Source organism: Kitasatospora sp. NPDC023118 (genome assembly GCF_055560875.1).
Map to the genome: position 1 here is coordinate 1 of NZ_JBVHHW010000003.1, position 19,822 is coordinate 19,822.

General features: G+C 75.0%; 11 protein-coding genes, 1 rRNA gene and 1 pseudogene. 7 read left to right on the forward strand and 6 right to left on the reverse strand.

Going from position 1 to position 19,822, the window contains the following annotated elements; translation table 11 throughout:
• From ACZ3UD_RS04405 to ACZ3UD_RS04415, 3 genes and pseudogenes are all read right to left on the reverse strand, one after another.
• Positions 1 to 92, reverse strand: a 16S ribosomal RNA gene (locus tag ACZ3UD_RS04405); the annotation flags it as partial.
• 618 nt (positions 93 to 710) lie between these two features.
• Positions 711 to 1,988, reverse strand: a pseudogene (locus ACZ3UD_RS04410) (SpoIIE family protein phosphatase); the annotation flags it as partial.
• A 212-nt stretch (positions 1,989 to 2,200) separates the two neighbouring features.
• Complete coding sequence (locus ACZ3UD_RS04415) at positions 2,201 to 3,646, reverse strand: NAD(P)/FAD-dependent oxidoreductase (protein WP_465582085.1); 1,446 nt, start codon at positions 3,644 to 3,646, stop codon at positions 2,201 to 2,203.
• A gap of 477 nt (positions 3,647 to 4,123) precedes the next feature.
• Between ACZ3UD_RS04415 and ACZ3UD_RS04420 the strand changes: the two genes are divergently transcribed.
• Together ACZ3UD_RS04420 and ACZ3UD_RS04425 are read left to right on the forward strand one after the other, a co-directional pair.
• Positions 4,124 to 4,999: a TetR/AcrR family transcriptional regulator gene (locus ACZ3UD_RS04420; protein WP_465582087.1), complete on the forward strand. Its 876-nt coding sequence runs from the start codon at positions 4,124 to 4,126 to the stop codon at positions 4,997 to 4,999.
• A 380-nt stretch (positions 5,000 to 5,379) separates the two neighbouring features.
• On the forward strand, positions 5,380 to 7,635 hold the full coding sequence (locus tag ACZ3UD_RS04425) for a sigma-70 family RNA polymerase sigma factor (RefSeq protein ID WP_465582089.1): 2,256 nt from the start codon (positions 5,380 to 5,382) through the stop codon (positions 7,633 to 7,635).
• Between the two features lie 158 nt (positions 7,636 to 7,793).
• Here the strand turns inward: ACZ3UD_RS04425 and ACZ3UD_RS04430 are convergent, their stop codons facing one another.
• The 3 genes from ACZ3UD_RS04430 to ACZ3UD_RS04440 all read right to left on the reverse strand — a co-directional run bounded on the left by ACZ3UD_RS04430 (position 7,794) and on the right by ACZ3UD_RS04440 (position 11,494).
• Positions 7,794 to 8,498, reverse strand: a complete 705-nt coding sequence (locus ACZ3UD_RS04430) for a DsbA family oxidoreductase (RefSeq protein WP_465582090.1) — start codon at positions 8,496 to 8,498, stop codon at positions 7,794 to 7,796.
• 98 nt (positions 8,499 to 8,596) lie between these two features.
• Positions 8,597 to 9,082: a universal stress protein gene (locus ACZ3UD_RS04435; RefSeq protein WP_465582092.1), complete on the reverse strand. Its 486-nt coding sequence runs from the start codon at positions 9,080 to 9,082 to the stop codon at positions 8,597 to 8,599.
• Positions 9,083 to 9,331: 249 nt separating this feature from the next.
• Positions 9,332 to 11,494, reverse strand: a complete 2,163-nt coding sequence (locus ACZ3UD_RS04440) for an asparagine synthase-related protein (protein WP_465582094.1) — start codon at positions 11,492 to 11,494, stop codon at positions 9,332 to 9,334.
• A gap of 828 nt (positions 11,495 to 12,322) precedes the next feature.
• On the opposite strand from ACZ3UD_RS04440, the gene ACZ3UD_RS04445 reads away from it, so the two are divergent.
• The 5 genes from ACZ3UD_RS04445 (at position 12,323) to ACZ3UD_RS04465 (ending at position 19,768) form a co-directional block, all read left to right on the forward strand.
• A complete protein-coding gene (locus tag ACZ3UD_RS04445; RefSeq protein WP_465582096.1) occupies positions 12,323 to 13,750 on the forward strand; it encodes an MFS transporter in 1,428 nt (475 codons plus the stop codon).
• Between the two features lie 579 nt (positions 13,751 to 14,329).
• Positions 14,330 to 15,907 (forward strand): TROVE domain-containing protein, encoded by a 1,578-nt coding sequence (locus ACZ3UD_RS04450; RefSeq protein ID WP_465582098.1) that lies wholly within the window; start codon positions 14,330 to 14,332, stop codon positions 15,905 to 15,907.
• Between the two features lie 223 nt (positions 15,908 to 16,130).
• On the forward strand, positions 16,131 to 17,366 hold the full coding sequence (lhgO, locus tag ACZ3UD_RS04455) for an L-2-hydroxyglutarate oxidase (protein ID WP_465582100.1): 1,236 nt from the start codon (positions 16,131 to 16,133) through the stop codon (positions 17,364 to 17,366).
• 132 nt (positions 17,367 to 17,498) lie between these two features.
• Positions 17,499 to 18,329, forward strand: a complete 831-nt coding sequence (gene trmB / locus ACZ3UD_RS04460; protein WP_465582102.1) for a tRNA (guanosine(46)-N7)-methyltransferase TrmB — start codon at positions 17,499 to 17,501, stop codon at positions 18,327 to 18,329.
• A gap of 116 nt (positions 18,330 to 18,445) precedes the next feature.
• Positions 18,446 to 19,768: a PrsW family intramembrane metalloprotease gene (locus ACZ3UD_RS04465; protein ID WP_465582104.1), complete on the forward strand. Its 1,323-nt coding sequence runs from the start codon at positions 18,446 to 18,448 to the stop codon at positions 19,766 to 19,768.
• The last annotated feature ends 54 nt before the right edge of the window (positions 19,769 to 19,822 follow it).

A 19,822-nucleotide genomic window follows, 5' to 3' on the forward strand; every position in this document is an offset into this window, starting at 1 on the left:
CTGATCCACCCCGAAGGGCTTCACCGTTCGACTTGCATGTGTTAAGCACGCCGCCAGCGTTCGTCCTGAGCCAGGATCAAACTCTCCGTGAATGTTTACCCGGCTGCGCTTAATTAAAAGCTGCGGGTCCACACCCGCGTTGAGCGGCACGGCAACCACCGGAATAAGGCGGCCCCGCGCACTGCGTCCTCGCTAGTGTTATTTCAAAAGGAATCTCCAACCCCGATCAGACGATCGGGGCCGGGGATGTCAACATATCTGGCGTTGACTTTTGGCACGCTGTTGAGTTCTCAAGGAACGGACGCTTCCTTCGGACCGCCTTCCAGCGGGCCCTCCGGGCGCTTCGTTCTTTCGTGTTTCCAGCTTATCAGACGTTTTCCGCTCCGTTTCCGGGGCTTCGTTCATCCAACTCGCCGGTGTCTTCCGGGGTTTGACGCCCCGTCCGACGTTTCAAACTCTAGCCGATCCCCGCTCCGAAAAGCGAATCGGCCGCAATCCGATAAAACGCGCACGCCGAATAAGCATCGAGCCGCACCGCGAGAACGCGAAAACGACCGGCACGAACCGGAAGTGGTGTTTCAGAGGATTGGCCGCCTCGGGACCGTCCGCGCAGATGCGTGTCCGGTGCTCCCTGCCAGGCAGCTCGAAGAACACTAGACGTCTGGAGTGGCCGAGTCAAGCTCCGCAACCGGATTCTCAACGTCCTCTTCCGCCGGCAGGTGGAAGGCCAGGACGGCGACGTCGTCGTCGTGCTCCGAGGTCACGCCCATCGCCCGGAGGAGGCGGGCGCAGATCACCTCGGGGGCGCCGATCGCACCGGTGAGGGTGCGGGCCAGCAGGTCCAGGCCCTGGTCGATGTCCTCGTCCCGGCGCTCGACCAGGCCGTCCGTATAGAGGACACCGGTCGTGCCGGGGAGCAGCCGGAGGGTGTGGGAGACGTGCGAGCCGTCGCCGGTGCCGAGCGGGGGACCGTTCTGTTCCTCGCTGCGCAGGATGGTTCCGTCCGGGCAGCGCAGCAGCATCGGGAGGTGGCCGGCCGAGGCGTAGGAGAGGGTGCGGCGCTGTGGGTCCCAGACGGCGTAGGTGCAGGTGGCGATCTGGTTGGCGTCGATCTCCATGGCGAGGCCGTCGAGCAGGCGCATCACCTCGTGCGGGGGCAGGTCGAGGCGGGCGTAGGCGCGGACGGCGGTGCGCAGCTGGCCCATCACGGCGGCCGCCCGCAGGCCGCGGCCCATGACGTCGCCGATGACGAGGGCGGTGCGGCCGCCGCCGACGGCGATGACGTCGTACCAGTCGCCCCCGACGGCGGCCTCGGCGCCGCCCGGTTGATAGGTGGCGGCGACCCGCAGGTCGGCCGGCTGGTCGAGCTTCTGCGGCAGCAGGCTGCGCTGGAGGGTGACGGCGGCTTCGCGCTGGCGGCGTTCGGCTTCGCGCAGGCGGGCGGCGGCGAGGACCTGGTCGGTGACCTCGGCGGCGAAGATGAGGACTCCGGCGGGCGGGCCCTCGGTGAGGGTGTCGCCGGTGTCGCCGGGGCCGAGCGGGACGCAGGAGACGTTGTAGTAGCGGTTGCCGGTGAGGCCGAGGATGCAGCGGGCCTTGACGCTGCGCGGGCGGCCGCCGCGGATGACCTGGTCCATCAGGGGCAGGACGCCCATGGTGCCGAGTTCGGGGAGGGCCTCGACGGCGGGGAGGCCGGTGGGGCGGTCGCCGAAGAGTTCGCGGTAGGCGCGGTTGGCGTAGCCGAGCTGGTGGAGCGGGCCGTAGGTGACGGCGACCGGGGCGGGGATCCGGTTGAGGACCTCGCGCAGGTTCTGGGGTTTGTGCGGGTCGAGGAGTTCGGCAGTGGTGGCGGGGCTGGTCGGGTCGCGGGGGCTGGGCACGACGACGCCGTCGGTGGAGGGCGTGCCCTCGTCGGTGCCGGTCCCGTGGGGTGGGGCGGCACGCCAGGGGACTCCGGTGAGCCGGGCGCTCCAGCGCATGAGGTTCAAACGACGGCCGCTTCCTCGTTTTCCAGGCATATCATCACTTTTTGTGCGCACATAAGCACACGGGGTAATGACCAGGTCGGGCTGATCCTGTCAGGCGGAGGGCCGATTCCGGAAGTCGCGCGCCCGGCGTGGCCGTCGGATCAGTCGTCGCACCGAGGTCGCGAAATCCCCCGTCGAGGCAGGAACCCGGCTCATCGAGGCAGCGGGACGGTTCATCGGGGCGCTTCCGGCCCTGCGCCGGGCGGTCGGCCGGGCCCGGAGTCGAAACCCTCCTCGAAGACCGAACGCGGGTGCTCCATCGCGCCGAGGGAGACCACTTCGCGGGAGAACACCCCGCCCAGCACCCAGTCCATCAGCACCCTCACCCGGCGCTCGGTGCTCGGCAGCCGGCGCAGGTGCCGGGCCCGGTGCAGCCACCAGGCCCGCCGTCCGGTGAGCCGGCCGCCGCGCCGGGTGTGGGCGACGGCCCGGCCCAGGCCCAGCGAGGTCGAGCAGGCGGCGGGGCCCGGCCGGTACTCGGCGAGGCCCGGTGCGTGCGGTCCGCCGTCCAGGGCCACCGCGATGTTGCGGGCGAGCAGCTCGGCCTGGGCGAAGGCGTGCTGGGCGTTGGGCGCGCAGGGGGCACCGCCCGCGTCGGGGTCGGGTACGGCGGCGCAGTCCCCGGCCGCCCAGACGCCTGGCAGGGCGCGCCCGTCCGGGCCGACGGCCTGCAGGGTGGCCAGGCAGCGGACCCGGCCGAGGGTGTCCAGCGGCAGGTCGGTGTCGCGCAGCAGCGGGGAGGGCCGTACGCCCGCCGTCCAGACCAGGGTGCGGGCGCCGAAGCGGCTGCCGTCGGAGAGCGCGGCGACCTGGCCGACGGCGGACTCCAGGGTGGTGCGCAGCCGGATGTCGACGCCGCGTTCGCGCAGCTGGCCGAGGGCGTGCTCGGCGAGTTCGGGCGACTCCTCGGCGAGGATCCGGTCGGTCGCCTCGACCAGCACCCAGCGCAGGTCCTCGGCGCGGACGTTGTGGTAGTCCCGGACGGCGGTGCGGGCCATGTCCTCCAGTTCGGCGAGCGCGCCGACGCCCGCGTAGCCGGCGCCGACGAAGACGAAGGTGAGCGCGGACTGGCGCAGCGCCGGGTCGCGGGTGGCGGAGGCGAGGTCGAGCTGTTCCAGCACGTGGTTGCGCAGGCCGACCGCCTCGCCGACGGTGGAGAAGCCGAGTCCGTGCTCGGCCAGCCCGGGTACGGGGGCGGTCCGGGAGACCGAGCCGGGGGCCACCACCAGGACGTCGTAGGGGAGTTCGATCGGCGCGGGGGTCTCGCCGGGGCCCGCGGCGTCGGCCAGGGCGCGGCGGGCGGCGTGTTCGATCCGGGTGATCCGGGCGGTGAGCACCCGGCAGTCCGGCAGGGCCCGGCGCAGCGGGACGACGATGTGCCGCGGGTCGATCGAGCCGGCCGCGACCTCGGCCAGCAGCGGGTGGTAGGTGAAGTAGGCCTGGGGCTCGACGACGGTGATCTCGACCTCGCCGCGTCGCAGCCGTTCCCGTAGGCCGCGCTGGAGGTGGAGTGCGGTGGCCGTTCCTGCGCAGCCGCCGCCGGCGATCAGGATCCTGATGGTGCACCTCCTGCCGATGTGACGTTTCGTCCCGGCCGCGCGGCCGGGGGTGTCCCCCATGACGCCCCCCTATGAAGGACCGGCCGGGGTGGTCTTGTCCACAGTCCGTACGGGGCGGGTTGCGACGGAAGTGACGGTCGTGGCCGGTTGTGCTTGCCGGACGACTTTCTGACGCACTTTCGGCCGCGAAGAGCCGTGAACTATGGTCGGATTGTGTGCCGGAGCGGCCACCGCCATGACAATCGGCGGCGACGCACCGTGGAGCGGCCACTACGGCCAGTTCCAGCGTTGGCGTGAGAACCCGACTGGGGGACAGTCATCCGGGGAAGGTTAGTTCCCGGACAGGGCCCCGGACGGTGCCGACGCGCCGGGCCGGACGTGAGGGCGGCCCGGCGGCACGACCGTGGTCACCGGAACGGGACGGGCGGCACGAACGATGGTTCATCGGGTCATTTCTGACGGGCTGAGCTGCACCGGGGGGTGCAGGGGCGGGCGACGACAGGGTCCGGATTCGGACGCCTGCGGGGGAGAGTTGGGATGATGGAACAGGAGCAGGTATTGGGCCGGCCGGGCGTACCGCACACCGGACAGGGCATGGTGCCGGAGCAGCGCGGCCCGGTGGACCTGCCGCCTCAGGGCGGGGTGTCGTACTCGGCCGTCCCGTACCGGGCGGAGCCGCAGCCGGCCGCCGCGCCGGTGCCCGGGGCCCGCCTGCGGGTGGACGCCCGGCGGAACCTGGAGAGCGTGCTGCGGGCGGCCCGGGAGGTGTTCGGCGAGTTCGGCTACGGCGCGCCGATGGAGGAGGTGGCGCGCCGGGCCGGGGTCGGGGTCGGCACGGTCTACCGGCGCTTCCCGAGCAAGGAGGTGCTGGTCCAGCGGATCGCCGCCGAGGAGGTGGCCTGGCTGACCGCGCAGGCGCGGGAGTCGCTGTACGGCGGCGACGGTGCCTGGGAGGCGCTGGCCGGGTACCTGGCCCGGGCGGTGAGCACCGGGGCCGGGCGGCTGCTGCCGCCGGAGGCGTTCCGGTACGCGGAGGAGCTGGGCCGGGTGGCCGAGCAGCGGGCGTTGGAGGCGCCGGTGGCCGTCCGCTTCGACCTGCGCGGCGAGGAGGCGCGCTCCGGTGCGGCGGTCGAGCCCTCGGCGGCGGACGCCGATCCCCGACTGCTGCTGCAACTGCTGGCCGCCCTGGTGGCGCGGGCCGGTGCGGCGGGTGAACTGCGGCCGGGCGTCACGGTGTCGGACGTGGTGCTGGTGCTGACGGCCTCGGTGCCGGTGCACGCGGCGCGCCCCTCGGTTTCGGCGCCGACGGCGGCCGGCTTCACGGCGGTCGCTCCGCAGACGGACGGTCAACCGGCGTCCGGGCCGTCGGACCGGCTGTTGCGGATCCTGCTGGACGGACTGCGGGCTCACTGACACCCCTCGCGGCCCGACCCCGGCGGACGGGGACACGGTGGACGCGTCGGACCGGGCACGGTCGACGCGCCCGGCGGGTACGGGAGTTGGACAGCACACCGGCGCGCGGACAGGGCACGCGCGCCGGGTGCGGGCGTCGCGCGGCCCTATGCCGCACGCTGGGCGAACGCACCCGCGACGGCCCCTCGGAAGAGTGGGTACCGGCCGGTCCCGCTACCACCCTTCCCTGCGCTATGCCATCCTTTGCCCGTGGTTGGAGCCAATGTCCCGATGCGCGCCCTTCGCGCGCCGTCGGCGCCGTACGCCGGGGAACCGTGCGCCTACGCACTCCCGCCTGCCCTGCCACACTACGGGGGCTGTCGTGGAATCTGGGGTCCGTTGTGAGCGCCGAGGAACAGAACGACTACGGGTACGGCCTCGACTTCGGGGGCCTCTCCGGTAGTACCGCCGAAGGGTCCGTCGCGGGCCCCGGTGGCACCGGCGCCACCCAAGTGCCGGGCCCCGCAGCGGGTTCGGGTGCCGGACACGTCCCCGACCAGGCCGGGATGCCCAGCCGCGAATCGCTCTCCGCCTCGGCCGCCGCGCTGCCGCCCGGCCGGGTGCCCGGCCAGGCCCCGGCAGGCCTGGGCGGCGTCGCCCCCGAGGCGTTCGTCGGCGACGGCCGCCCGGCCCGTCCGACCGTGCCCGCCCCCGCCGACCCGGTGGACGGCGAGCGCCCACCCTCCGACGCCGAGTTGACCGCCCGGGTACGGGCCGGCGACGACACCGCGTACGAAGAGATCTACCGCCGGCACGTCGACTCGGTGCGCCGCTACGCGCGGACCTGCTGCCGGGACAGCTTCACCGCCGAGGACCTCGCGGGCGAGGTCTTCGCCCGCACCCTGCAGGCACTCAAGGCGGGCAAGGGCCCGGAGTTCGCCGTCCGCGCCTACCTGCTGACGGCCGTGCGCAACGTCGCCGCCGCCTGGACCCGCAGCGAACGACGCGAGCAACTCGTCGACGACTTCAGCGTGTTCGCCCAGAGCTCGGCCGCCGTGGTCGACCTCGACCTGGCCGACCCGGGCGCCGACGCCTGGGCGATGGCGATGGCCGACCAGCGCATGGTCATGCAGGCCTACGCCGAACTCCCCGAGGACGACCGGGTGGTGCTCTGGCACACCGAGGTCGAGCGGGAGTCGCCGAAGAGCGTCGCGGTGATGCTCGGCAAGACCGCCAACGCCACCGCCGTCCAGGCCCACCGGGCCCGCGACCGGCTGGCCGCCGGCTTCCTGCAGGCGCACGTCTCGGGAAGCCAGGACAGCACGTGCGAGGCGTACGCCAACAGGCTCGGGGCGTACGCGCGCGGCTCGCTGCGCAAGCGAGCCTCGGCGGAAGTCGGGCGCCACCTCAGGGAGTGCGACCGCTGCACGGCGGCCTGCCTGGAACTGACCGAGATCAACACCGGCCTGCGCGCGCTGCTGCCCGGCGGCGTGCTGGTCTGGGTCGGGGTCGGCGGGTTCAGCGCCGCCGCGGCCGCCGTGGGCGGTGCCGCCGCAGTCGGCGGTGCGGCGGCGGCCGGCACGGCCGCGGCCTCCGCCGGATCGTCGGGCGGGGCGGCGGGTGCGGCGGGTGCGGCCGGCGCCGTGGGTGCCTCGGGCGCTTCCGGTGCTTCCGGTGCTTCCGGAGGGGGTGCGGTGGGTGCCGCGGCCGGCGAGGGCCTGGGCGCCGCCGCCAAGGCCGGGATCGCCGCCGCCGTGGCGGTGGCCGCGGCCGCCGTCGCCGCGTACGCACTGACCGGCTCGCCCGAACCGAGGCCCGCGGCGGCCACTCCCCCGGCCACCTCCGCGCCGGCCACCTCCGCCCCGGAACAGCCCGCGCCCGCGCCCGCGGCACCCGCCCCGGCCCCGGCCCCGGCGCCCAGCAGTGCCGCCCCGGCCCTGGAGCAACCGTCGCCGCCGAGCCCCAGCGCCAGCCCGAAGCCGACACCGTCGCCCCGGCAGAGCCAGGCCCCGACGGTCACCCCGGCGCCGAAGAGCCGGCCGCCCGCGGCCGGCAGCGCGCCGGCCCCCGAGCCGACCGTCCCGGCACCGGTCGTCCCGACGCCGACCCTGCCCCCGGTGCCGACGCCGGAGGTGCCGGTCGTCCCGACGCCGACCCTGCCGCCGGTGCCCACCCCGACCGTGACCCCGCCCTCGCCGCCCGCGGCCACCGACTTCTGGGGCGACTCGCTGCCCGTGGTCGAACCGGGCGGCAACCGGGTGCCGCCGGAGGGACCGAGCATCCGGCAGAAGGGCAGCGACAAGTTCTGGCAGCGCGACGGCGCGTGGATCGGCGGCGAGTACCTGCCGCACGCCATCACCGTGCACGCCCCGGCGACCACGCTGATCGACCTCAACCGCGGCTGCACGTCCTTCGACGCCGTCGCCGGGGTGGACGACGCCACGCTCACCCCGGGCGGGGTGGTGTTCTCCGTCCAGGGCGGCGACGGTCGCACCCTGTGGAGCTCCCGCGCGCTCGCCGCCGGGGACGACCCTGTGCCGGTGCACGTGCCGCTGGCCGGGCAGAAGTCGATCAAGCTGGGGGTCACGCCGGTGCACGGGATCTGGTCGGCGCTGAACCTCGCGGACTGGGCCGAGGCGCGCTTCAGGTGCTCCTGACACCCCTGGCGCGGGCCGAGGCCCGTTCCGGGAGCATCTGACAGCTCTTGGAACGGGCCTCGGAGGGCGTCCTTTCCCGGATCGCCCGGATCGCTCGGATCCGATCAGATCGCTCGGATCGCTGAGAACGCTCTGATCGCTCAGGTCGCTCAGATCGCTCAGATCGCGCAGGATCCGTCCGCGCAGGCCTCCCCGGCCGGGGCGACCTGCACCGGGGCGGGGCGGTGCTCGCCGATCTCGGCGGCGACCTGCTCCAGCACCTTGCGGAAGGTCTCGGCCTCCTGGCCGCCCTGGACCGCCCACTTGCCCTCGAACACGAAGGTCGGCACGGCGGTGATGCCCAGCTCACGGGCCTCGGCCAGCTGGGCGGTCACCTCGGCGGAGCCCTCGTCGCCCGCCAGGTAGGCGGCCACCCGCTCGCGGTCCAGGCCCGCCGCCACGGCGACGTCCGTCAGCGCGGCGCGGTCGCCGACGTCCACGCCGTCGGTGAAGTGCGCCTTCAGCAGGGCCTCCTTCAGACGGCCCTGGGCCTCGGCGCCGTACTCGGTCTCGGCGAGGTGCAGCAGGCGGTGGCCAAGGAAGGTGTTGGCGTGCAGGGCGGCGTCGAAGTCGTACGTGATGCCCTCGGCGAGGCCCAGCTCGGCCACCCGCGCGTCCATCGCCACCGACTGCGGGCCGTACCGCTCGGCCAGCCAGGCGCGGTGCGGGCTCGCCGTCGCCGGCGCGTCCGGGACCAGCTGGTACGGGCGGTAGACGACCTCGACGGCCTCCTTGCCCGGGAAGTCCGCCAGGGCCTGCTCGAAGCGGCGCTTACCGATGTAGCACCAGGGGCAGGCGATGTCGGACCAGATCTCGACCTTCATTTCGGGGGCTCCAGAGGGCGTCTTGGGTCGGGCGTACGAGATGGATGAACGATGAACCATCTCGGCACATTCCCGACACCCGGGGCCGTTCCCGCTGGTCAGGCCTCCACGGGCGCCGGGACCACCAGCACCGGGCAGGCCGCGTGGTGCACGGCCGCCGAACTCACCGAGCCGAGCAGCAGCCGGGCGAACCCGCCGTTGCCCCGGGTGCCGAGCACCAGCGTGTGCTGCCGGCTCGACGCCTCCAACAGCACCGCGATCGCATTGCCCAGCACCACGTGCAGCGACATCTCCCCCGTGAACGGCCGCACCCGCTGCCGCAGCACGGTGGCCACCGCCCGGCGCAGCCCGTCCGCCATGCTCTCGACCAGCGTCTCCACGCTCTCCTGCACCAGCTCCGCCATCCCCGGCGGGTACCCGGCCGGCGCCGGGTTCACCACGGCCAGCACGTACAGCGGCAGCCCGAACAGCTCCGCTTCCGTCATCGCCCGGTCCAGCGCCCACAGCGACCCGTCCGACCCGTCGCACGCCGCCAGCACCCCGGGCGGCCGCCCCGTCGGCGGCCGCCCGAGCACCGACAGCACAACGGGAACGTCCTGTCCCGGGCGCACACCGGCCACCACACACTCCCCTCACCGTGGACTCACAGCCCCGCCATCATCACCTGCCCCGCGCGGCGGGCAGGGACAGCCGCGCCGGACGGCGGTGGGGGTGCCCCGGTGGCGCCGTGCGCTCCGCGGCGCCCAGGCGCCAGGGCGGGGCCCCGGTCGAACCTGCCCTCGGCGCGTCGGGCAGCGGCAGGTGGGGGCGTGTCCGGCCCGGGGTGCCGAGGGTCAGGGGGTGAGGGCTGGGAGGTGGGGGTGGGGGAGGCCGGTCCAGCAGGCACCGTGGCGGCGGGCGCGGAGGCGGCGGAGCCAGAGTTCGGTGGAGACGAGGTCGGCGAGGCCGGCGAGGACGGCCGGGGAGAGGGGGGCGGCAGGGTCGGCGGAGTGGGCGAGGCCGGCACGGACGGCGGGGAGGTCGATGAGGCCTGCCTCGGCGAGGAGCGGGGCGTCGAAGAGTTCGGCGAGGCCGTCGGCGGCGAGTCGCAGGCCCGCCCGGGCTGGAGCGGTGCGGTCGGGGCGGGGGCCGCGGCCCCAGTCGGGGGGCAGGTCGGTGCGGCCGGCGCCGGCGAGGACGGCGTGCAGGAGGGCGTGCCGGGCGCCGGGTTGGAGGCGGACGTCGTCGGGGAGCAGCCGGGCGGCGCGGACCACCTGGTTGTCGAGGAAGGGCGCGTGCAGCCGCTGGCCGGGCTGTTCGGCGGCGTGCACGAGCGTGCGGTAGGAGCGTGCCTGCCGGTAAAGGGCGTGCCGGGCGCGGTACGCGCCGGGGTGTTCCTCGGGCGCTGGTTTGCGCGCCGCCAGGCGGAGCCGCAGGGCCACCGAGGAGAGCGCCTCGTCGGAGAGCCAGCGGGCGGCCGGGCCGGGCACGCACCAGGCGAGATCGACGGCCGAGCGGTCGCCCGCCGTGCCGCCGCCGTCCGGGACGTGGCGGGCGGTCAGCTTGGCGGCCGCCTCGTCCAGCGCCTCGGCGTAGCGGACCCTGGAGAGCCGGTGGGCGGCCCGGACCACGGTGAGCGGGGTGCGCAGCGCGCCGGCCAGCACGCCCGCGGCGACCCGGTCGGCGCCGGCCAGTGCGGCGACCGGGGGCAGGAGTTCGCGGGGCCGGCCGGCCCGGATCAGGTCGGCAAGCCGGGCCGGGTGGCCGTCGAGTACCTGGCGGGCGCCGTAGCCGGTGAGGTGGTCGGTGCCGCCCGCGTCGAAGCGGGCCTCGGCGCGGGCGGCGGCGATGAGTTCGGGGCCTGGCTCGTCGGTGAGCCGGCCGGACTGCGGATCGGCGCGCAGCCCGGCGTACGGGAGAGTGTCGGGGCCGGGGCCGAGCACTGTGTGCCGCAGCCGCGGGGTGTCGGGGGCCAGCGCGAGGGTGGCGGGCGGTTCGGTCTCGCCGAGCGTGACGGCGGCCAGCTGCTCGGGGGCGGAGGGTCCCTGCGCGGCGGACCGGGCCCAGGAGCCCTTGACCGCGCCGGTCCTGGCCCCACCCGCCCTGGCCCCGCCGGTCCAGGCTCCGGCGGGCACCACCGGGGCGGCGGCCGCGGACGGCACCGGCGGCAGCGGTACGGCGGCGGCGAGCAGGGCGACGGTGGCGGAGGCGGTGCCGTACGAGAGGTCGACGCCGAGCCGGGCGCGCCCGGCGGCCTCGGCGGCCGGCGCGGTGGTGCGGACCCGGGAGCGGACGGATTCCAGCAGGGCGCGGGTGAGTTCGCGGATGGCGGGCGCCTCGTCGCGCGGCTGCTCGGCACCGGGCGGTTCGTCGTACGCATCGAGGTACGGGCGGCCGCCGCGGATGGCGAGCACATGGCCGGGCGGCACCCGCTGGACGCCCAGGTACGGCGTGCCGGTGCCGAGCGCCTCGGGCGATTCCGGGCAGGCGAGCCGGGCGGCGAGGTGGCCGGTGTCCAGCGGGGCGCCGACCAGGTCGGCGAGCGGGAGGGCGGCGGTGGCGTACGCGGTGCCGCCGGCCCAGGGGGTGTGGAAGACGGGCTGGGCGCCGGCCAGGTCGGTGAGCAGCAGGGTGGAGCTGGTGCCGGCCCGCAGCACGACGGTGTAGCTGCCGGGCCAGGCGGTCAGGTGGCGGACGGCGCCGCCGCGGGCGGCGGCGAGGCCGGCGGCGAGTTCGGCGTCGGTGGCGCCGCAGTGGCCGAGGACGGCGAGCCGGCTGGTGGCGGGGGTGTCCTCGCCGGGGTCGGGGGCGTTCGGGCCGGTGCTGACCGCGGCGGGGGCGCCGGGGCGGAGGGAGACCAGGCGGATCTCCTCGGGCCGCCAGTCGCCCACGGCCCAGAGCGGGTTGGGGCCGGTCCACAGGGGACGCGCGGCGATCGGCGCCACCGTGGCGAGGGCCTCGTGCGCGGGCGTGCCCGCTCGGGGCGCGCCCGTGCTCCAGCCCGTCAGCCACCGCATCGCGCCTCCACCGGACGAGGACCTGCACTCGCGCGGCGCGTCCGGCGCCGGGCGGGCGGCCGGGTGAGGTGCCGTGGCGGCCGGCACGCGCGTCCGGGCGTGCCCTCGGGTCCGGCGCGCCGTCTGGAGACATCGTGCCACCACCGGGCGCTGCCGGGGCCGGTGGTGTCGGTTCCGCTTCTGTTTCGGCGCGCGCTTCGGGGTGGGCTTCGACACGGAGTTCGACACGAAGTTCGACACGGAGTCCGGCGCAGGTCGCGACGCGGGCTTCGGCAACGCCTTCGGCGGCGACTTCGGCGAGGGATGCGGAGAAGTACTGAACGGACGTTCCAGCGGAGTGGATTCGAGCGGGCCGGGCCTCCCCCTCCCCGGCCCGGACCGCCCGGGGCGCCTTTGGCATGGGCATCGCGAGATGGCCGAAAGGCGTTGCCCAGCCCGGGAGGGCATCCGCATGCCCTCCCGGACTCAGCCGCCGCCCGCGGGGATTGAGGCGGCGGCGTCCCCCGGCCCGCCGGGTCCTCGACGGCGGGCCGACCCACGACCACCAGCGAATCGCCGAGCAGCCGGTCGGGCCAGGGGGCACGGCCGGGCGCACGTGAACACGGGACCGGAGCACGGCGCTCCGGCGCGCGGCGCGTCCGATCCGCTCCGGGTGGTCCGGACCAACCCCCGCGAGGGCCCGGCGCGGCGCCGCCGGGTGTGCGATCCCGCCATCCGGAATGCGGCCTCTTAACCGTCGGAACGCGTCCGACTACTCTAGGTGCAGCAGCTACGGCCCGGTGCCGCCCGGGCCCCGCGCACAAGGCCGCAGGAGGTGCCGCCGCCACCATGACCGTCAGCCCACGAGGACCGAACGAACGGCTCGGCACGCTCCTGACCCTCGCCCAGATCAGCAACGCCGGACTCGCCCGCAGGGTCAACGACCTCGGCGCGCAACGCGGGTTGACGCTGCGCTACGACAAAACCTCGGTGGCCCGCTGGGTCGGCAAGGGCATGGTCCCGCAGGGGCCGGTCCCGCACCTGATCGCCACCGCGATCGGCGGCAAGCTCGGCCGGCCCGTCCCGCTGGAGGAGATCGGCCTGGGCGACACCGACCCGGCGCCCGAACTCGGCCTGGCCTTCCCGCGCGACGTCGCCGACGCGGTCCGCTCCGCCACCGACCTGTTCCGGGTCGACCTCGACCTGCGCCGGGGGCCCGGCGGGGGCCGCTGGAGCGACAGCCTGGCCGGCACCTTCTCGGTCGCCGCGTACGCGACGCCCGTCTCCCGCTGGCTGATCAACCCGGCGGACGGCTCGGTGGCGCGGGAGGTGCCGCGCTCGCCGAGCGAGAGCTCCTCCTACCGGGTCGGCCAGTCGGACGCCGCCAAGCTCCGCGAGGCCGCCCAGGAGGCCCGCCGCTGGGACTCCAAGTACGGTGGCGGGGACTGGCGTTCGTCGATGGTGCCGGAGTGCCTGCGGGTGGAGGCGGCGCCGCTGCTGCTGGCCTCGTACAGCGACGCGGTCGGCCGGGCGCTGTTCGGCGCGACGGCCGAACTGACCAGGCTGGCCGGGTGGATGGCCTTCGATACCGGGCAGCACGAGGCCGCGCAGCGCTACTACATCCAGGCCCTGCGACTCGCCCGGGCCGCCGCCGACGTGCCGCTCGGCGGGTACGTGCTCGCCTCGATGAGCCTGCAGGCCGGCTACCGGGGCTTCGCCGAGGAGGCCGTCGACCTCTCCCAGGCCGCGCTGGAGCGCAACCGGGGCCTGGCCACCGCCCGAACCATGAGCTTCTTCCACCTGGTGGAGGCACGGGCCCAGGCCAAGGCCCGCAATGCGGCGGCGTGTGCGACGGCGCTCGGCGCCGCGGAGAGCGCACTCGAACGAGCGCGCGCCGGGGACCCCGATCCGGCCTGGATCGACTTCTACGCCTACGACCGGCTCGCCGCCGACGCCGCCGAGTGCTTCCGCGACCTCGGCGTGCCCTCCAAGGTCCGGCAGTTCACCCGCGAGGCGCTGGCCAAGCCCACCGAGGGCTTCGTCCGCTCGCACGGCCTGCGGCTGGTGGTCTCGGCGATGGCCGAGGCGGAGGCGGGCAACCTGGACGCCGCGGTCGCCGCCGGCGAGCGCGCCGTCGAGGTGGCCGGCCGGATCTCCTCGCAGCGCAGCCGGGAGTACGTGGTGGAAATGCTGCGTCGACTGGAGCCCTTCCAGGGTGAACGCCGGGTGCGGGAGTTGACGGAGCGGGCGCGGGCGGTGATCGTCGCTCCGGCGTGAATCCCGGGAGCTCCCACGTGAACCGCGGGACCTGACGATAAACGGGATGCACCTGCGAGAGGACCTCGCTAAGGTCTCTCTCGTCCAGGTGCGCAGGCAGAGGTTACTTCCACTCCTAATGGGCGGGTCGCGGGTTCGAGTCCCGTCATCGGCTTCGGGCCGGTGTAGCTCAGTCGGTAGAGCAGCTTTGTCACCTCAGCTGAAATCGAACTCTGGACACCTAAACGTGAATAGAATTCCGCACCTCCCGGTGCGACGGCAGCGGTTACTTCTGGTAGGCGCCGGTATTCCGGTGCAGCGGTTCGAGCCCGCGAAACACCGCCGCCGACCTGATCTCGGGAGGCATCGCGCTTCGGAGTGCCCGGTGCGCAGGCGGGGGTTACTTCGGATCTTGCGGTTCCGGGTTCAAGTCCCGGGCGTGCCGTGCGTGAGTGCGGCCGCTAGCTCAATTCGGTAGAGCACAAGGCATATACCTCCGCCGATGTCGGCCGTCCAACGGCCGACATGATCTCGGGCACCCCTCACCGCGTCATGCCTCCCTCCCGTCGACACCACCAACAGACCGAGGGGGGCTGTTGCATGTCCAGGTTCAACGTCCGTAAGGCCAAGGCGGGTCCGAGCTCGCCGGTGACCACGACCGGGCAGCGCGGCCGCACCCACGAGGGCGGCGTCGGCTACGTCCGGGACCGCAAGTCCGAACTCTTCCTCTTGTCGATCGCCAACATGGTCGGCCAGGACACCTTCTACGAGCGCGGCGGCGACCGCGACGACCGCTACACCGCGCTGGTGCGCGAACTCGCCGTCGCCGACCCGGAGTGGACCCTCGGGCTGCTGCGCTGGCTGCGGTACGGGGCGCAGATGCGCACCGCCGCGCTGGTCGGCGCCGCCGAGTTCACCCGGGCCCGGCTGGACGCGGGCGCCCACGGCTGCTCCCGGCAGGCCGTCGACGCCGTGCTGCGGCGCGCCGACGAGCCCGGCGAGCTGCTCGCGTACTGGACCTCCCGCTACGGCCGGGCGCTGCCCAAGCCGCTCAAGCGCGGCGTCGCGGACGCGGTGCGGCGGCTGTACGACGCGCGCTCGCTGCTCAAGTACGACACCGCGGCCAAGGGGTACCGCTTCGGCGACGTCCTGGAGTTGACCCACCCGACGCCGGACCCGGACAAGCCCTGGCAGGGCGCGCTGTTCGGCTACGCGCTGGACCGCCGGCACCGGCCGGAGGAGGCCGTCCCGCCCGCGGCCGTCCCGCTGCTGACCGCCAACCGCGAGCTGCTCGCGCTGCCGGTCGAGGAGCGCCGGGCGGCCGTGACCGCCGAGGACGGCGCCGAGCGGCTGGCCGCCGCCGGGCTGACCTGGGAGGCGCTGGCCGGCTGGCTGCAGGGCCCGCTGGACGCCGCGGTCTGGGAGGCGATCATCCCCTCCATGGGCCCGATGGCGCTGGTGCGGAACCTGCGCAACTTCGACAAGGCCGGGGTGTCGGACGCGGTCGCGGCCGGGGTGGCCCGGCGGATCTCCGATCCGGGCGAGGTACGGCGCTCGCGCCAGTTCCCGTTCCGCTACCTGGCCGCCTACCGGCACGCGCCCTCGCTGCGGTGGGGGCACGCGCTGGAGACGGCACTCGGTCACTCGCTCGCCAACGTGCCCGAGCTGCCCGGCCGCACGCTGATCCTGGTCGACCGCTCCGGCTCGATGTTCGACCGGCCCAGCGCCCAGACCCAGCTCAACCGGGCGGACTCGGCGGCGATCTTCGGCACCGCGCTGAAGGTCCGGGCGGCCGAGGCCGACCTGGTCGAGTTCGGCACCACCAGCCAGGTGATCGAGGTCGGCCGCGGCGAGGCGGTACTGCGGGTGCTGGATCGTTTCAGCAGCCTCGGCGGCACCAACACCGCCCAGGCCGTCCGCAGCCACTACCGGGGCCACGACCGGGTGGTCATCGTCACCGACGAGCAGACCGGCTCCGGCTACCGGGGCAGCGATCCGCTCTCCGCGATCCCGGCCGACGTCCCGGTCTACACCTGGAACCTGGCGGGCTACGCCCGGGGCCACGGCCCCAGCGGCGGCGCCAACCGGCACACCTTCGGCGGCCTGAGCGACGCGGCCTTCCGGCTGATCCCGCTGCTGGAGGCGGGGACGAACGCCGGGTGGCCCTGGGAGGCGTAGCCGACGGGGGACGGCGGGTGACGCGCGAGGCCGGCGTGCCGGGCACCCGGCGCGTCACCACGCGAACGGACGGGGACCACGCAGCCGCGCGGCGGAGCCTTCACGGGCCGACCGGCGTGCGGGGAAGCGGCTCCGCCCGACGGCACGACGCGCTCTCGACCCCCACCCGTCCCCGTGGCAGCATCGGCGGCAGACGGGGCCGGGCGGCAGGCAGGAGCGCGAAGTGGCGGGCGAGTTCGATGTCGTGGTCGTGGGCGGCGGGATCGTCGGGCTGGCCACGGCCCATGCGCTGACCCTGGCCGACCCCGGTCTGCGGATCGCCGTCCTGGAGAAGGAGCCCGGCTTCGCGGCCCACCAGACCGGGCGCAACAGCGGGGTGATCCACAGCGGCGTCTACTACCGCCCCGGTTCGTACAAGGCCCGGTTCGCCGTCGCGGGCGCCGCCGAGCTGGTGGCGTTCTGCCGCGAGCACGGCATCCCGTACGAGGTGACCGGCAAACTGATCGTGGCCACCGACGCCGCCGAGCTGCCCCGGCTGTCCGCGCTGGCCGAGCGGGGGCGGGCGAACGGCATCCCGGTGACCGAGCTGGACCGGGCCGGGATCGCCCGGCACGAGCCGGAGGTCAGCGGCCTGGCCGGACTGCACGTCGGGACGACCGGCATCTGCGACTTCCCGGCCGTCGCGACGACGTACGCCCGGCTGGCCCGGGAGGCGGGCGCCGAGCTTCGGCCCGGCACCGAGGTGCGGACGGTGGCCAGGCGGAGGGACGGCGTGACGGTCGGCACCACCGACGGGGAGCTGCGCGCCCGGGTGCTGGTGAACTGCGCCGGGCTGCACAGCGACCGGATCGCCCGGCTGGCCGGGGACGACCCCGGCGTGCGGATCGTGCCGTTCCGCGGCGAGTACTACGAACTGGCCGAGAAACGGCGGGACTTGGTGCGCGGCCTGGTCTACCCGGTGCCCGACCCGGCCTTCCCCTTCCTCGGCGTGCACCTCACCCGGGGCGTCCACGGGGACGTCCACGTCGGCCCGAACGCGGTGCCCGCGCTGGCCCGCGAGGGCTACGACTGGCGCACCGTGCACCCGCGCGACCTGGCCGACACCCTCGCCTTCCCCGGCACCTGGCGGATCCTGCGCCGGCACTGGCGCTACGAGGTCGGCGAGCTGCACCGCTCGCTGTCCAAGCGGGCGTTCACCACCGCCGTCCAGCGCCTGCTGCCCGCCGTGACCGGCGCCGACCTGGTGCCGACCACCGCCGGGGTACGGGCCCAGGCGGTGGCCCGGGACGGCTCGCTGCTGGACGACTTCGCCTTCGCCGGCTTCGACCCGGAGGACCCGCGCTCCCCGCGCCGTACCGTCCACGTGCTGAACGCCCCCTCCCCCGCCGCGACGGCCTCGCTGCCGATCGGCCGCGAGGTGGCCCGCCGGGCGCTGGCCGCGCTGGAAGCGGGCGGCTGAGCCGCTCCCAGCCCGGGCCGGGACGGACCGCGCGGCTGGGGCCGCGGATGAGCCGCGCGGCTGGGGGCCGCGGATGAGCCCCGTCACACACCCCGACGGGTGCCCCGCACGGCCCCGTAGACTCGGGGGATTGTGACTGCCACCGCCCCGATCCCCCAGCAATCGCCGTCCGCCCGGATGTCCGCCGCGCCGGCCGCCTACCCCGCGCCGATGTACCCGCACAAGGCCACCGAGGCCCAGCACCGCGAGCGTCGCATCCGCAGCTTCCAGCCGCGCCGGGGCCGGATGACCAACGCCCAGGCGGGCGCCCTGGACCGCAGCTGGGAGACGTACGGCATCCCGATCGACGGCAGCCCGCTGGATCTGCGGGAGCTGTTCGGCGGCCTGCCGGTCACCCTGGAGATCGGCTTCGGCATGGGCGAGACCACCGCCGCGATGGCCGCCGCCGACCCGTCGACGGGCATCCTCGCCGCCGACGTGCACACCCCTGGCCACGGCAACCTGCTCGGCCTGCTGGAGCGCGACGGTTCGCAGAACGTCCGGCTGGCCGCCGGTGACGCCGTCATCCTGCTGCGCGACATGCTGCCGGACGCCTCGCTGGCCGGACTGCGGGTCTACTTCGCCGACCCGTGGCCCAAGCCCAAGCACCACAAGCGCCGGCTGATCCAGCCGTCTTTCCTCGACCTCGTGCTGCCCCGGCTCGCCCCCGGTGCCCTGGTGCACTGCGCGACCGACTGGGAGCCGTACGCGGAGCAGATGCTCACCGTGCTGTCCGCCTCGCCGGAGCTGGAGAACCTGCACCCGGAGGGTGACGGCACCGGCTGGCTGGAGCCCGCGGACCACCCGGACGGCAGCATCCCCGGCTACGCACCGCGACCGGACTGGCGACCCGTCACCAAGTTCGAGCGCGCCGGGATCGCCAAGGGCCACGTGGTCCACGACCTGCTGTTCCGCCGCCGCTGAGCCCTCGGCCGCCGTTCGAACAGGCGGCGGCCGACTGAGCGGACGGTCGTGCGACCGCCGGACGGTTCGTCCCGAGTCCTCCCGACGGGCGGCTGCCGTGGCCTACCCTGTGCCGCATGGGCAGCCCGTCCGGCGGCGGGTTCCGGACGCCCGGACGCGCCGCCGCCGACGTACCGGGGACGGTCCCGCGCACCGGCGGCACCCGGACCATCCCGGGGCCCCGGGGACGCCGGGCCCACCGGCTGCTGCCCCGGCCGGGCGGCACGTTACCGCCGGCCGGATCCGCCGCTTCCGCCACTCCCGCCGTAACGAGCACGTCCGAACCACCGCCGGGTCGCGGCCGCTCGATGGCGCTCTCCTCGGTCACCGCGACCGCCGTGCTGATCCTGATCGGCTGCGGGGTGCTGATCCTGCACCTGGTGCAGCGGCAGACCGGCACGGTCGGGCTGCTGGTCGGCCTGGGCCTGGCGATGGTGCCGCTGCCCTTCGTGCTCGGCGGCCTGGCCTGGCTCAACCTGACCGCCCGGGTGCCGCTGCGGCACACCGTGTTCTGCCTCGGCTGGGGCGCCTGCGCGGCCACCACGATCGCGATCCTGGCCAACAACTGGACCGCCGACTACCTGACCGCGCATCCGGGCCGGCTCGGTGAGCTGCTCGGCGCCGGGATCGCCACCCCGCTGATCGAGGAGAGCGCCAAAGCCACCGCCCTGGTGGTGCTGCTCCTGCCGCTCGGCCAGCGGCTGCGCTGCCACGGCCGCCGCACCGGGCGCCCCTGCGCGCCGTTGCTGCAACGGTCGCCCGCGCCCCGGCACCCCCGCCCGTACGAGCGCCGCCCGGCCGGACCGCACGCCCGGGGCCGACTGCGGCTGCGCCCCTACCTGCGGCCGCTGCCGTACCTGTGCCCGGCCCCGTTCTCCGGCGGTACCCCGCACCGCCGCTCCCGACCGCGCACGCTGGCCGCCGGAGTGGTGCTCGGCGGGATGACGGCCTGCGGCTTCGCCTTCGTCGAGAACGTCCTCTACCTGGGCCGGGCCTTCACCACCGACCAGCGGAACCGGCTGGACAACATCGGCCTGGGCGACCGGCCCAGCCTGCGGGACTTCGACAGCACCGTGCAGACCTTCGTGCTGCGTGCCCTGCTCTCCCCCTTCGCCCACCCGCTGTTCACCGCGCTCACCGGGATCGGCCTGGCCGTCGCCCTGACCACCGGACGGCGCTGGCTGGCCCGGCTGGCCGCGCCGGCCGGGCTGCTGTTGGCGATGGTGCTGCACGGCACCTGGAACGCCGCGGCCGACCTGGGGACGGACGGGTTCCTGGTGGTCTACGGAGTGCTGATGGTGCCCTGCTTCGTGGCGCTGGTCTGCTTCGCGGCCTGGGCGAGATCCCGGGCGGCCCGGCATGCCTCGCGGCGCGGGCGGCGGGCCGCCGGGGCGGTCTGAGAGCCCTGCTCGGCGCCGCCGGCGGAGGCGCCCGAAGAACCGATTTCCCATCTC

Coding starts and splice junctions, on each gene's coding strand:
- ACZ3UD_RS04415 (WP_465582085.1), bottom strand. CDS start 3,646: ATGGGGGACACCCCCGGCCGCGCGGCCGGGACGAAACGTCACATCGGC.
- ACZ3UD_RS04420 (WP_465582087.1), top strand. CDS start 4,124: ATGATGGAACAGGAGCAGGTATTGGGCCGGCCGGGCGTACCGCACACC.
- ACZ3UD_RS04430 (WP_465582090.1), bottom strand. CDS start 8,498: ATGAAGGTCGAGATCTGGTCCGACATCGCCTGCCCCTGGTGCTACATC.
- ACZ3UD_RS04440 (WP_465582094.1), bottom strand. CDS start 11,494: ATGCGGTGGCTGACGGGCTGGAGCACGGGCGCGCCCCGAGCGGGCACG.
- ACZ3UD_RS04445 (WP_465582096.1), top strand. CDS start 12,323: ATGACCGTCAGCCCACGAGGACCGAACGAACGGCTCGGCACGCTCCTG.
- ACZ3UD_RS04450 (WP_465582098.1), top strand. CDS start 14,330: ATGTCCAGGTTCAACGTCCGTAAGGCCAAGGCGGGTCCGAGCTCGCCG.
- ACZ3UD_RS04465 (WP_465582104.1), top strand. CDS start 18,446: ATGGGCAGCCCGTCCGGCGGCGGGTTCCGGACGCCCGGACGCGCCGCC.